General features: G+C 60.6%; 9 protein-coding genes and 1 pseudogene. 5 read left to right on the top strand and 5 right to left on the bottom strand.

The window, feature by feature from the left end; genetic code table 11:
* Nucleotides 1-2: 2 nt before the first annotated feature.
* Both ACZ50N_RS02080 and ACZ50N_RS02075 read right to left on the bottom strand, forming a co-directional pair.
* Nucleotides 3-1,550 (bottom strand): type I restriction-modification system subunit M, encoded by a 1,548-nt coding sequence (locus ACZ50N_RS02080; RefSeq protein ID WP_464474504.1) that lies wholly within the window; start codon nt 1,548-1,550, stop codon nt 3-5.
* Nucleotides 1,551-2,007: 457 nt separating this feature from the next.
* Nucleotides 2,008-2,589 carry a recombinase family protein gene (locus ACZ50N_RS02075; protein ID WP_464474503.1) on the bottom strand — a complete coding sequence of 194 codons (582 nt, stop codon included), beginning with the start codon at nt 2,587-2,589 and terminating at the stop codon, nt 2,008-2,010.
* A gap of 339 nt (nt 2,590-2,928) precedes the next feature.
* Between ACZ50N_RS02075 and ACZ50N_RS02070 the strand changes: the two are divergent.
* The 3 genes and pseudogenes from ACZ50N_RS02070 to thyX form a co-directional block, all read left to right on the top strand.
* Nucleotides 2,929-3,318: pseudogene (locus ACZ50N_RS02070) on the top strand (hypothetical protein); the annotation flags it as partial.
* Nucleotides 3,319-3,486: 168 nt separating this feature from the next.
* The gene (locus tag ACZ50N_RS02065; protein WP_464475746.1) at nt 3,487-4,317 is read left to right on the top strand and encodes a dCTP deaminase domain-containing protein; all 831 of its coding nucleotides are present in this window, start codon (nt 3,487-3,489) and stop codon (nt 4,315-4,317) included.
* Nucleotides 4,304-5,110 carry an FAD-dependent thymidylate synthase gene (gene thyX / locus ACZ50N_RS02060; protein WP_464474502.1) on the top strand — a complete coding sequence of 269 codons (807 nt, stop codon included), beginning with the start codon at nt 4,304-4,306 and terminating at the stop codon, nt 5,108-5,110. Before ACZ50N_RS02065 ends, thyX begins: the two co-directional genes overlap by 14 nt.
* A gap of 141 nt (nt 5,111-5,251) precedes the next feature.
* On the opposite strand, the gene ACZ50N_RS02055 is transcribed toward thyX, so the two are convergent.
* The 3 genes from ACZ50N_RS02055 to ACZ50N_RS02045 all read right to left on the bottom strand — a co-directional run bounded on the left by ACZ50N_RS02055 (nt 5,252) and on the right by ACZ50N_RS02045 (nt 8,591).
* Nucleotides 5,252-5,815 carry a hypothetical protein gene (locus ACZ50N_RS02055; protein WP_464474501.1) on the bottom strand — a complete coding sequence of 188 codons (564 nt, stop codon included), beginning with the start codon at nt 5,813-5,815 and terminating at the stop codon, nt 5,252-5,254.
* A 209-nt stretch (nt 5,816-6,024) separates the two neighbouring features.
* On the bottom strand, nt 6,025-8,397 hold the full coding sequence (locus ACZ50N_RS02050) for a phage/plasmid primase, P4 family (RefSeq protein ID WP_464474500.1): 2,373 nt from the start codon (nt 8,395-8,397) through the stop codon (nt 6,025-6,027).
* Nucleotides 8,394-8,591: a hypothetical protein gene (locus tag ACZ50N_RS02045; protein WP_464474499.1), complete on the bottom strand. Its 198-nt coding sequence runs from the start codon at nt 8,589-8,591 to the stop codon at nt 8,394-8,396. Before ACZ50N_RS02045 ends, ACZ50N_RS02050 begins: the two co-directional genes overlap by 4 nt.
* Nucleotides 8,592-9,300: 709 nt before the next feature.
* Between ACZ50N_RS02045 and ACZ50N_RS02040 the strand changes: the two genes are divergently transcribed.
* Together ACZ50N_RS02040 and ACZ50N_RS02035 are read left to right on the top strand one after the other, a co-directional pair.
* A complete protein-coding gene (locus ACZ50N_RS02040) occupies nt 9,301-10,536 on the top strand; it encodes an IS256 family transposase (protein ID WP_464473616.1) in 1,236 nt (411 codons plus the stop codon).
* 444 nt (nt 10,537-10,980) lie between these two features.
* On the top strand, nt 10,981-12,111 hold the full coding sequence (locus tag ACZ50N_RS02035) for an RNA-binding domain-containing protein (RefSeq protein WP_464474498.1): 1,131 nt from the start codon (nt 10,981-10,983) through the stop codon (nt 12,109-12,111).
* The last annotated feature ends 214 nt before the right edge of the window (nt 12,112-12,325 follow it).

Below are 12,325 nucleotides of genomic sequence, written 5' to 3'. Positions count from 1 at the left end.
GCTCATTCGCTCAGCCCCCACTTCGCAAGCTCCTTCTCAAGCGCCGCCCGCGACTCGCCGGCGGCTGCGTGTGCGGCTTGCAGCTCAGCAAGTGCCTCGTCAAGGGTGACCTCTGAACCGGTGTCGACAGATTCGACGTAGAGCGGGATGTTGAGGTTGTAGCCGTTGGCTTTGATCTCGTCGAGGGTGGCGACGTGTGACAGCCCCGGTGACTCGATGAACGCCCGGTAGGCCTTCAGGATCGCGTCGGCGTGCTCGGGTTCCAGTGTGTTCTGATTGCGTCCACGCTTGAACAGGTGCTCGGCATTGACCAACAGCACCTGCTTGCTGCGGGCGGCGGACTTGCTGCCCCGCAGGACCAGGATGCAAGCGGCAAGACCCGTGCCGTAGAAAAGGTTTGGGGCAAGACCGATCACCGCTTCGATGTAATCGGCGTTGAGGAAGTGCTCACGGATACGACCCTCAACCCCCTGCCGGAACAAGGCACCCTGCGGCAGCACTACGGCGACACGTCCCTTGCCCGGCGTGGCCGACGTCAGCATATGCTGCACCCACGCCCAGTCCGCGTATCCGGTAGGCGGCACTCCTCCGAGTTGGTTGCGCCCCCATTTGTCAGTGGCCCATTGCTCGTGTCCCCAGTTCTTCAGGGAGAAAGGCGGATTGGCGATTACACAGTCGAACTGAGCCAGGTGTGGTCCATCGAAGTAAGCCGGGCTGCGGAGAGTGTCCTCGCGTACGACGCGATAGTCCTCGATGCCGTGCAGCAGGAGGTTCATCCGGGCGATACCCGAGGTGGCCAGAACCTTCTCCTGCCCGAACAACTTTCCCCACAGGGTTCGTGACTGTCCGCCTTCGGCTTTGACGTGTTCAATCACCTCGATGAGCATGCCGCCGGTCCCGCATGCGGGGTCGTAGACAGTTTCACTCTCCTGGGGGTCGAGGATGTTCACCATCATTCTGACCACCGAGCGCGGGGTGTAGTACTCACCGGCTTTCTTGTTGGACTGGTCGGCGAACCGCTTGATGAGGTACTCGTACGCCTGTCCGAACACGTCGGGCGGAACCGCCGCGTTGGTGAGCGGCTTAGTGGAGAAGTGCTCGATGACGTCAGCCAGCTTGGCGTCGGAGAGCTTGTCTTTGTTGGTCCACGGCGCGTTGCCGAAGATGCCGTACAGGGTGTCGGGGTTGGCTTTCTCGATCTCCCGGAACGCGGTGACCAACGCTTGCCCGATGTTTTCGGTACGCTCCCGCACGTCTTGCCACAGGCAGCCCTCGGGGATTGTGAAGCGGTGGTTCTCGGCGAACGCGGCGAACTCATGGTCACCGCCAGAGTCGGCCAGCGCGTGACCGTACTCCTCCAGGTACACGTCGCTGATTCGCTTGAAGAACATCAGGGGGAAGATGTACGCCTTGAAATCCGCCTGGTCGATTGACCCGCGCAGCAGGTCCGCCGCCGCCGCGAGATATTGCTCCAACTCGCTGAGGTTCAGCGGCTTGCTCGCGGTGGGGATCATCGACAACGCGATCACACGGGCTTCTTCCTCCGTCACTTCAAACGTCCCTCGGGATGATCGACAAACCGCCGCCGGATGGGGTGATAAGACCTAAGCGGCGAGCCATTACTCCCGGCGGAGGTTGCGATTGCGTCCGTTTGCGCCATGTTCTAGACGTCCTCCTAGTCAGCTTGAGGCAGGGGAAAGTTACCGCGAACCGCAGACACCGGAGGGAGGTTCAGGCCAGACGGCCGAAGTGTCCTGCCGCTGACCATTGTCGAGGCGCCAGACGACCCTGCTGCGGTGGCACAAGCTGTCCACCCGGAAGCGGAGCAACGAGCTGAGCGGACGACCGGGTCGGTGAGCTTCGCCCTGATCCCCCCCATTGTTTCCGGCACCTTCGACGTGACTGCGTGTGATCTTGTTGACCGCCAGCCCGATCTGGGCGAGGTCGGGCAGGAGGCGTGGGGCGTCGAGAATGGCCGGGAGGCAGTGTGCGGTCTGCGTCCGGTTATCACCGCAACCTCGGTTCTTCGACCACTGCGCCGTCGGAAAGGTACCGGTACACGGTGGCGCGAGAGACGCCCAACATCTTCGCGATGTCGGTCGCCGAGACGCCCTTGTCACGCAGGCTCCGCGCCTTCGCGGCGTCAGCATCGTCGACCTTGCGGGGCCGCCCGCCCCTACGACCGTTGGCTGCTGCAGCAGCCAGTCCTGCGCGCGTGCGTTCGATCATGGTGTCGCGTTCAAGTTGAGCGAAGGCCGCCATGACGGTCATGATGGCGATGCCCATCGGCCCGTCAGTAGTCAGCCCCTCGGTGAGGCTGCGGAATTTCACACCGCGTTCCGTGAGAGCATCGACCAGGTCAAGCAGATGCCGAGTCGAGCGGGCGATTCTGTCCAACTTCCAGACGACCAGAGTGTCGCCTTCACGGAGGTGTTCCAGACAGGCGTTAAGGCCCTTCCTCTCCACCGTCGCGCCGCCGACTCCCTGATCCCGAAACACCTTCTCCACGCCAGCTTCGCGGAACGCGTCGAGTTGAAGCGCCAAGTTCTGATCGGCGGTCGAGACCCTCGCATAACCGATGGTTGCCACTGCTTCTCCTGTCCCATAAATTCGTCCGCCGAGCGGTTATGAGAATAGAACTTATGAGACGGGTTTTCTAGACGCCAGCGAGCGGTGTAGGTGCAGGTGGTCGAGCAAGAAGTTGCTGGAGGTCTCAGTCGCAGCAACCCATCGTTTATGAGACATGCCCGACAATCGCACAGTATTCGCCTTTCGGATGAGGGTTAGCCTTGCCAGCTAGTCGGTGTCTTTAGCGGATCTACCCAATTATCTGTGACATCCAATACAGCCCGGGGCTGCGCCCAGCCCACAAGCAGGACGGCCACTCCAGCTCGCCGCACGAATGTGATTTGGTCGTAGCATCGGCTCGTGGACAAGTCGACCGGTCCGCTTCGGATCCTGGTCTACAGCGACCGCGCCCGCGTGCGCGAGCAGGTTCGACTCGCGCTTGGCAACCGCATTCGGCCAGAACTTCCTAATTGCAGCTACGTTGACGTCGCGACAGCACCCGTTGTCTTTAAGCAAGTTGCATCGGGCAACGTTGACATTGCGATCCTTGACGGAGAAGCCAGGCCAAGTGGCGGCATGGGCATTGCTAAGCAACTCAGGGACGAATCCACCAAGTGTCCAACCATCGTGCTACTCATTGGTCGCCCCGACGACTTGTGGTTGGCGCAGTGGTCTGGGGCCGAAGCTGTCGTTCAGCATCCCATCGACCCGTTTAAGCTGGCCGAGTCGGTCGTAGCCCTGCTGGAAAGCGACTCTGCCGTAGACGGCGACCAACACCTACGCACTCGCACCGGCAGTCCTACTCCACCCCGTACCGAACGTCCCACCGACACGCTGGAGAGTTCGCGCCTGCCAACCGAACAGCACACTGCAAGCGCAAAATTGAAGTCTGTCGAACCACCGGATATAGGGAGCTCGATGCTGAACGATGCTGACTTGAAAATTTTGTATCCGACCTTGATGGCGAAACCGTTACCGACTGATGTTGACGGCGCTCGATCACCTATCCAGCCGGCGTCGTTAGACCTATCGATCGGAGAGATCCACGTACCCGGTGCGAAGCCCGGCGAACTTGGAGCCGTTGAGACCCCTCAAACAGAGGCATTCTCCTTGAGCCCCGGACACACGGTCGTAGTAACGACGCTAGAGGAGCTGTCGATTCCGCCCACTCACGGGGCGATCGGGTTTCCTCCCACGACAATCTCCAATAACGGCATCTTGATGACGAACCCAGGCCACGTGGACCCGGGCTTCAAGGGTCGACTGACTTTTACTGTCATCAACATGGGCCGGCAACCCTTCGAATTGCGCCCTGGAGCACGCATCGTCACCATTCTATTTTTCAGGCTCGATCGCAGGCCCGACAAGGACTACGAGGAGCGGCGCACATCGTCAGGCCCAACCCCGATGCCAGAGCCGGTCACTCGGGGAAGGATGGACCGCTTGGCCCCGGATATGCTTGACGTTGACCGTCGGGTCAAGGCCATCACCGACGATGCAGAGTCCAAGACACGACGACTGGCGATCTGGGTTCCTCTGGCGCTTGCCTTGGTGGTCGGAGCCGGCACCATCATCGCCCCGATCGTGAGTAACTTGTTGAGCCAGAACGCCGACCTCCAACGACGCGTTTCGGTCCTCGAGGACCGGAAAAATCAAGAAGAGATCCAGAAACGGCTCGACCAACTCGAGCAGCAGGTCAGCACCTCAAGTCCGCCGCCAGCGCCTGGAGCACCAAGTGGAACTAGATGACGAAGAACGATTCTTAAGTGGTTTGATGGCGCCAACCGTCTTTACGGTGGCAAGACCAAACATCGACTGGACTTCAGTTGAGGCCTTCGAAAAACAAGAGGCAGTGTGGCGCAGAGGTACGGGTGTAACCGACGCGGACAACCTAGTCGAACTAGCCGGCCGGGTATGTTATCTCTCCTTCGGTGACCGACAGTCGCCCAGGACGAACGCCGAGTACATCACAAATCTCATCAACCGGGGACACGAGAGCGTCCTCGAACATGCCTCCTGGACTCTGGTCCTCACCGGTGTCTCCCGGGCGTTTACGCACCAGCTAGTCAGACACCGTGTTGGATTTTCCTACAGCCAGTTGAGCCAGCAGTATCACACGGAAGAGCGGGCTCGATTTATCGAGCCGTCATGGATCGCTCGTAACCCTGAGCGGCAGACCGAGTGGCGTCATGCGATCTTGCGGGCCCACGAGGCATATATGGCTTTGATCGCTGAAGAACGCGCAGATGCGATAGCACCCGAGAAGCTCAGTGAACGAGAATCCCTGCGCGCGCGTAGATCGGCCGCACGGAGCCTCCTACCGGCCGCTACCGAGACAAAGATCGTGGTCTCTGCGAACGCGCGCGCACTCCGCCATTTCCTCGCTGAACGTGGCGCCATAGAAGGCGACGAGGAAATGCGAGTAGTGTCTGCGCGACTGCTCGAACACATACGTGGTGATGCGCCAGCCCTGTTCGCTGATTACAGGATTGAAATCATGGCTGATGGTTCACCCGTTGTCCGTCAGCACTCATCAAGTTAGTCGCTGCCCGTCTGAGTTTCCGGGTGAGCGCTGCTAGCCCTTGAAGATGGATATGTGCCGCGCCGCGCGGCTCGCTTTCGAGCCGAACCGGAAGGCGAAGGGCAGACTCGTTCTTCCATTCAGATCCCTCGTTTCGGCTTGTTATGTCGACGGGCGTCGGATGGTGCGCCGCTTGATCGGGTAAACGGTGCTGTCGGGCGAAGTCTCTGAGATCTCTGCGTCCATTGGCGATTCGATGTCGTGAGGTAATTCTTCGACCACTTCGGTACTTGGGCTGCTTTCTAGCATCGCCCGCGATCGGCGAAAGGCTTCGCGAGAGCCGCCTTCGAGCACCATGATGCCGTTGAGTATCTGCTCGTACGGCTTAGGGGGTCCCACTTCTACTTCAACTGCATTCTTTGCCGCCAGCCCGGCCCGGTCGAGTGCGTCACGGATCGCTGCGAGCTTGACCGAATCAGCAACGTTGGCGTCGATCGCCATCTTCAACAGTTCGCACGCCATCCGATCGGCCGCTTCCTCTAGTCGTTGTCGCGCTTTGCGTTTCACCTGTGGCGCCTTGGCTCCGTGGAAGTCGCACACGTTGGTGCCGTGGCGGGCGGCGTTCTTGCACTGGTCGCCGTTCTTCCTGTGCGCGGTACATCGTCGCTCCGGGTGGGCACTGTGCGCCCAACGGTCGATAGGTCCAGCACTCGATAGGTCATTCATAGGTGCACCCCCTGTAGGCAATTGGAATGTCGACCTCTACCCGCCAGTAGGCGACGTAGGCGACTACATCGCACCGGGAGAACCTTCGACGGTAAAGCCAACCCACTTCTCTTAACCCGGCTCCCATCAATTGCGACGGATACAATAAGAAGCTGACTACGCTGCCTACGCACAGCTCAGAGTGTGTGTTGCAGCCAGCGACACGCTGCCTACTCGCCATCTATCGCACCGGCTTCCGCTACCACACGAAGCCTGGGCGCTGTGAGCGCACCGATGCTGTTGACCGTGTGCCGCAATCCAATCCCGGAGTAAACGCGAACTTGGTCGCCACGCCCACCACGGCGGCCGCGTGGGTCAATGACATCGCGGCCGAACGCAGCTACGAGCTTCTTTGTCAGATTCTCCTTGGTCCCAGCGTCATGTCCGGTCTGCTGGCACCATTCCTTCCACACTCGATGCAAGTCGTCCTTCACAACTGTTTGCCCTGATCTCAGTACACATCGCTCGGCCACGAATTGGGTTATGGGACTGGCGCCTTCGTGCAACAGTCCAAGCAATGAGTTGCTACTGGCGACAGGGGTGAATGCACCATGGCGAACCAACCGCTCCAAGCCATTCAGGCTCCAGTTGAAGATCCCGGGCAGTTCTTTCATCAGCTCGTCGACTAATGTCGTGTCTTCGCAGCCAAGGAATGATCGGGGCATGTAGAGCAGGATGAGGCGTCCAATGATCGCTCCAGAGCTGTCAGGCAGTGTCGGCGGCTCATTGCTCATGAACATGAAACGCGTGCCCAGTCGGCCCGTCCACGCCGGCTTGTACTTCTCTGCGACAGTGACCACATCTTCACCAGTGATCCTCAACAGCGTTTCAACAAACCGCTTCCCGTTCATCGACATTCGCTCGTCGGAGAACACAGCCAGTGTCTTATCCAAAAGGCTCGATAAGCCGAACTCACCCTGTAGGTCTCGGCCTGACAGTCCGATGTGGTTTCCGACTCCTACGAGCGCTGCGAGCACTTTGTCGATGGTGCCTTTGCCGGATCGGGTTGGGCCAATGAGCATCAACATCTTCTGAAGATCGGTTCGACCGGAGAGCACGTAGCCGAACCACTCTTGAATCGCCGCGATGGCTTCCGCATCATCATCGAACACTTCGGCTAGAAACCGTTCCCACCGTTCCGGTTTGGCTGCATGCGGCTTGTAGTCGAACGGTAGGGCAAACGTGTTGAAATAACATGGGGTGTGTGCCATCACAGTGCGATCCCGCAGCCGCACAAGACCGTTGGCGCACGCAATCACCGGTTCCGCAGTTCCGTCGAGCCAGCTCTGCACCGTTGTACCGTGCGGGAGGGCGACAACAGCTTTGAGGGCGTCTACGACCTTGTCGATTTTGGATTTGTCGGGATTCCAGGGAATTCGTTCCCCGTTCTTGTCGTAGATCGCCTGTGCGAGTTGCTGGTACAGAAACTGTCTGAATTCAGTCGGGCCGATGAATCTCCACTGCGGACCTTCCCACCACAGCCACTCTTCGCCCCAGTAGGCGACCGGCCGCCGCCGTACATTTGCGCGCCGAACTATCTCATCTGCGACCCGTAGGGGAGCGCTCGGCGACGGCCATTGGTTGCGATGCGCTCGCGCCCACAATTGCTCGGTCGTCCCGTCAGCATCAGCTGCGTGAATAGCGTCACGAAGCATGCGGTTGAACTCGTCACCATCCCCGTTCCGTGCCGGCGCGCCAATGGCGTTCTCCCACGCGGACTTGAGCTGATCCGCCGCCGACTGCGCTGGAAAGCATCCCGCCTTCGCCTCCCGCATCGCCCAGCACAGGGTGTCGTACATGGATCCATGCCGGCCACCGGGCGCCGGGTCGAAATTGTTCAGGATCGCAGCCAAGGCCGACGCATCGCGGCTGTCGTCATACTTCGACAGAAATGCCCTGGCGCCTACTTCTAGTTCAGCAGGCGTCAGAACACTGAAGATCTCCTGATCTGGAACGGCGTTGAGCTTGTCGCCGATTTCGTCGGGCAGCTCCGGCGCCACGCCGCCAGGTGCCGTCGAGTAGCGGCCACCTTCGTCAGCCCTGGGATGAACGGTTGGACCAAGAATTAGCGCACCACCCCAGCACCGGACCTCACCCCATGCTTGACCTCTGGCGGTCCTGAGCTTGCCTAGACCATTGCCGAATCGCTCGCCTGGTCGCAGCCGGAAAATGTAGTGCCCGCGGCGGCTCGTGGGCTCGCGCGTGGTTGGACGAAATATCGCCTTGCACAGTAACGGCCACAGCCACTTCGGCACCTTGTCCGGATCATCGACATCGACTACGAGGAATCCGCTGGCACCGGCGTGCATCGCGATCCCAGCATCTGGCCAACGTCGCCACCATGCGCGCACCGCGTCGACGTCGCAGGTTGCTCGGCGCTGCCAGCCCTTGCCGATATAGCTTCCGGGGTCTTTGGTGCCCGGTCGCACCGGCACAACGCAAACCCCGGCCTTCGCGTAGGTAAGGGCGGCCTCGACGTTCGACATACCGCTGACATCCGGCAGATTTGCGACGCGCATAGCGTCCGCGGGCTCGGTGATCATGCGCCTAACGACATTTGGTGGCGGTCACCCAACCGCGAAACCGCCCATCGCATCACGTCGTACTCCGACGCGAGGCGCTTCCCGGAATAGATCCCCGAAGCTAGCTCCTTGGCGTTGAAGGCCGTGACGACCGCGTTGCGCTTGACAGGCATGCCGCGGTCGTTGAGGAACTTCAGAGCGCCGTCCTTGGTCAAAGTAGGCAGTCTGCCGACGTTCTGAGAATCAAGCCACTGCTGCAAGTCGGCGGCCAATTCGCAGGTATAAGTCGATAGTGGTGGCCGGCGGTCCATTCTTGTCATACGGTTTAACTTCCGTGCGTGAGGCCTATTGAAGGCCACTTTCTGCGATCGATACCGGGCTTGGTGCCCGCTAATGTCCGATATTAGCGGGCACATATGTCCCACGTCCATACCAATGACCGACCATTCTCGATGATTACTGATCCATCGGGCCCTATAGCGTCTGAACTGGTCATACGATGCAAGAGCTGCCCGTTTTCACTTGATTTCGAGAAGGTTTGTTTCTAGTTTTTTAATTAAAATTAAGGACGTCTGCGCTCAGAGTATTTTTCCAACTTTGGCGACAGAATGATTTGCGTTTTGACGTTCAAAAAAGTTTTCAAGTTTCGACCATCTGAGCGCTTTTACGTTACGGCGTCCGAATGCTTTTCACGTTTTGGTGTCCGAAGCGCTTTTCACGTTTCGACCTTCGGCGCCTTTTCCGGGCCGATCTAACGATTCAGGTACGCCCAATCACCCCGGCGTCTGGTTGCGTCCAGCAGAGTGGTGTACGAGTCGGACCTGATCAGCGGTACCGGCGTGTCGTAGCCGAGTGATTGAAGGTCATCGCGTGATTCTTCGAGGGACCGACCAAAGTCACTCGAGCAAAGAAGGAACACACGCGATGACCACTGCCCACAATATCGACCTGCCCACCGTGCTGGCCGAACGACTCACCACCACCCACCCCGACGTCCTGCGCGAGCTGCTCGCCACGTTCATCCACACCCTGATGGGCGCCGAAGCCGACGCCCTGTGCGGCGCCGGATACGGCGAACGCAGCACCGACCGCACGAACTCCCGCAACGGATACCGGCACCGCCAATTCGACACCCGCACAGGCACAATGGACCTCGCGATCCCCAAGCTGCGGCAGGGTTCCTACTTCCCGGAGTGGCTGCTGGAACGCCGCAAGCGCGCCGAGCGGGCCCTGACCACGGTCGTGGCGACCTGCTACCTGCTCGGGGTGTCCACCCGGCGAATGGACAAGCTCGTCGAAACCCTCGGCATCACCAGCCTGTCGAAGTCGCAGGTCTCGGTGATGGCCAAGGAACTCGACACCGCGGTCGAGGCGTTCCGCACCCGACCACTGGACGCCGGCCCGTACACGTTCGTCGCCGCCGACGCCCTGGTCCTGAAGGTCCGCGAAGGCGGCCGCGTCGTCAACGTGCACGCGCTGATCGCCGTCGGGGTCAACAACGAGGGCCACCGCGAAATATTGGGCATCGACGTCAGCACCGCCGAAGACGGCGCCGGCTGGCTCACGTTCTGGCGATCGCTGACCGCTCGCGGCCTCTCCGGGGTCAAGCTGGTCACCTCCGACGCTCACGCCGGGCTGGTGGCCGCGATCGGCGCCACCCTGCCCGGAGCTGCCTGGCAGCGCTGCCGAACCCATTACACGACCAACCTGATGGCGCTGACCCCGAAGTCGTCGTGGCCGTGGGTGCGTACCTTGCTGCACTCGGTGTTCGACCAACCCGACACTGAATCGGTTGCCGCACAATATGATCGGATCATCGACGCGCTGTCCGACAAGCTCCCGAAAGTCGCCGACCACCTCGAAGCTGCCCGCCCGGACCTGCTCGCATTCACCGCGTTCCCCAAGGCGATCTGGCGCCAAATCTGGTCGAACAACCCCCAGGAGCGACTCAACAAGGAAATCCGCCGGCGCACCGACGTCGTGGGCATCTTCCCCGACCGCAACGCGCTGATCCGCCTCGTCGGCGCCGTGCTGGCCGAACAACACGACGAATGGGCCGAGTCCCGTCGCTACCTCGGCCTGGACGTCCTGAGCAAATCCCGAGCCGCCCAGAACTCACCGACCGAACAGGAGGACGTGCCAGCGGCCCTGACCGCCTGAACCATCACCTCGAAGAATCACACGACGACGTCGTACACCACGTCCCGGGACTTGACCCGGCGTCTCGACGTCCAGGCCGTCTCTGGCCTCAATGGACACTCTGATGGCCAGACGGCGCACCTACGAGCGCGACCGTCGAGGCCGGTTCGCGTCGACAGGCAGTTCTCGCGCCAGGCACATCGGCAGTCGCCTGCGCTACGTGCGCGGAAGCCTTGGCAAAGCGGTTCGGATCGGCCGCGTCGGCCCAGGTGAGTACGCGGGCGTCCACGTTGGAGCCAAACTGCGCACATGCCGCGCCGAGTACTACGTCGCGGCCCCAGCCGGTCGCCGGATCACTTCTCGTTAGCAATCGACAGGCTGCGCCTTCGGCCAGGTACTGATCGCCAGCCGTTCGGCGCTGTTGTCACGAAAGGCGGTCGCGCTTGAGGCTGCGAGAATCAGTCGGTGGGAACCGAGCCACCTAAGGGCCGATCAAAGCAGATCAAACGAGCGCCGGACGAAGACGGCTGGTATTTCGGCGAACGGTTGAGGCGGGATAACGGTGCAGGCGACATCGTCGCCCGAGTCGCTGATATAGACGGCTGCTCGGCCACTGAGCTGCAACGGGTGATGCGTGCAGAGCAACGCTCGGGGTTTGGTAGCCCCACGCTGCTGCTCAGCGACGTTGTGGAGAACTACTTTGACGAAGAAGAAAGTGTTGTTCAACCGGTCTCGTTCTCTTTGGTTGACAGTTCGTTGGCGTTGTCGATCAGCTTCATGCTGGACACGTGGATCGACGAACCCGAGGATCGCGCGAACCTAGCCGATGTATTTCAACCACTTCTCGCCCGCAGCCGCATGTCACTGCACACGCTAGAGCGCGACGACCACTACCTGGGTCCACCCTGGCTATGGCGTGCAGAGATGATCGTCAGCACGCGCAACAGAGCGCTGGTTGATCTCTATGAGATCGGAAAGCACGCCATTGCGCTTGCAGAGGCACTCGAGACCAAGCAGTTAACTCGGGAAGTTGCCCGCGACCTCGTTCGCGCCGGCCACATCGACGTTCTAGTAGGGCAGCAGGAAGGCCACTGGCTCGAAGTCAAACAACAGCATTACGATCAATCTGCCGTGTCCGGTCAGATCGCTTTGGCGCAGGCGGTCGCCAGATTTGCGAACGCCGAACTGGGCGGATTGGTCATCATTGGAATGTCTTCCAAGAAGGTTCCCGGCGGCGAGATGATAAAAAAGGTGTGCCCAGTTCCGTTGGACGGACACACGCTCCGGCGCTATCAACAGACAGTGGAAAATCGGTTGTTCCCGCCGCCTGATCATCTTTCGATCGAGGCTGTTGAGGTCGGTGACAGCGTAGTGATTCTGATCGACATACCGCCACAACCGGAGGAGCTCAAGCCGTTTCTCGTGCACGGCGCCATCGTCGATGGACGGACTGAAGGAAGCTTCATCAGCATTGTTCGCCGCCGGGGCGAATCGTCGATTCCCACGACCGCGCCCATGATTCACTCAACCCTCGCCGCCGGGCGGGCTTTGCTTCGCCGTGGACAACTGCCTGACGACTTCAAATCGCGGAACTAGCCGGGCGTAGCGCCCTTCAAACGTGGGTTCTCCGGAGTGGGAGGTCAGAATCAACTAGCGGCACCGGGGGTTGGCGGCCACTGCGCAACAGAATGCGGCCCGCACGGCTTGTGCCGACCCGCTTGAGGCCTACTCGAACGGGTCACTGCTGGTCCGGTCGCCGCCGAAGATTGACGCCGGCGGATGCAAGCCACTGTCTACTCCTGGCGGGGTA

This window comes from Mycolicibacterium obuense (assembly GCF_055397605.1).
The sequence above is the reverse complement of the archived record's forward strand: the minus strand, read 5'-3'. Positions and strand labels throughout refer to the sequence as shown.

Coding starts and splice junctions, on each gene's coding strand:
- ACZ50N_RS02065 (WP_464475746.1), top strand. CDS start 3,487: ATGCTGAACGATGCTGACTTGAAAATTTTGTATCCGACCTTGATGGCG.
- ACZ50N_RS02055 (WP_464474501.1), bottom strand. CDS start 5,815: ATGAATGACCTATCGAGTGCTGGACCTATCGACCGTTGGGCGCACAGT.
- ACZ50N_RS02050 (WP_464474500.1), bottom strand. CDS start 8,397: ATGATCACCGAGCCCGCGGACGCTATGCGCGTCGCAAATCTGCCGGAT.
- ACZ50N_RS02040 (WP_464473616.1), top strand. CDS start 9,301: ATGACCACTGCCCACAATATCGACCTGCCCACCGTGCTGGCCGAACGA.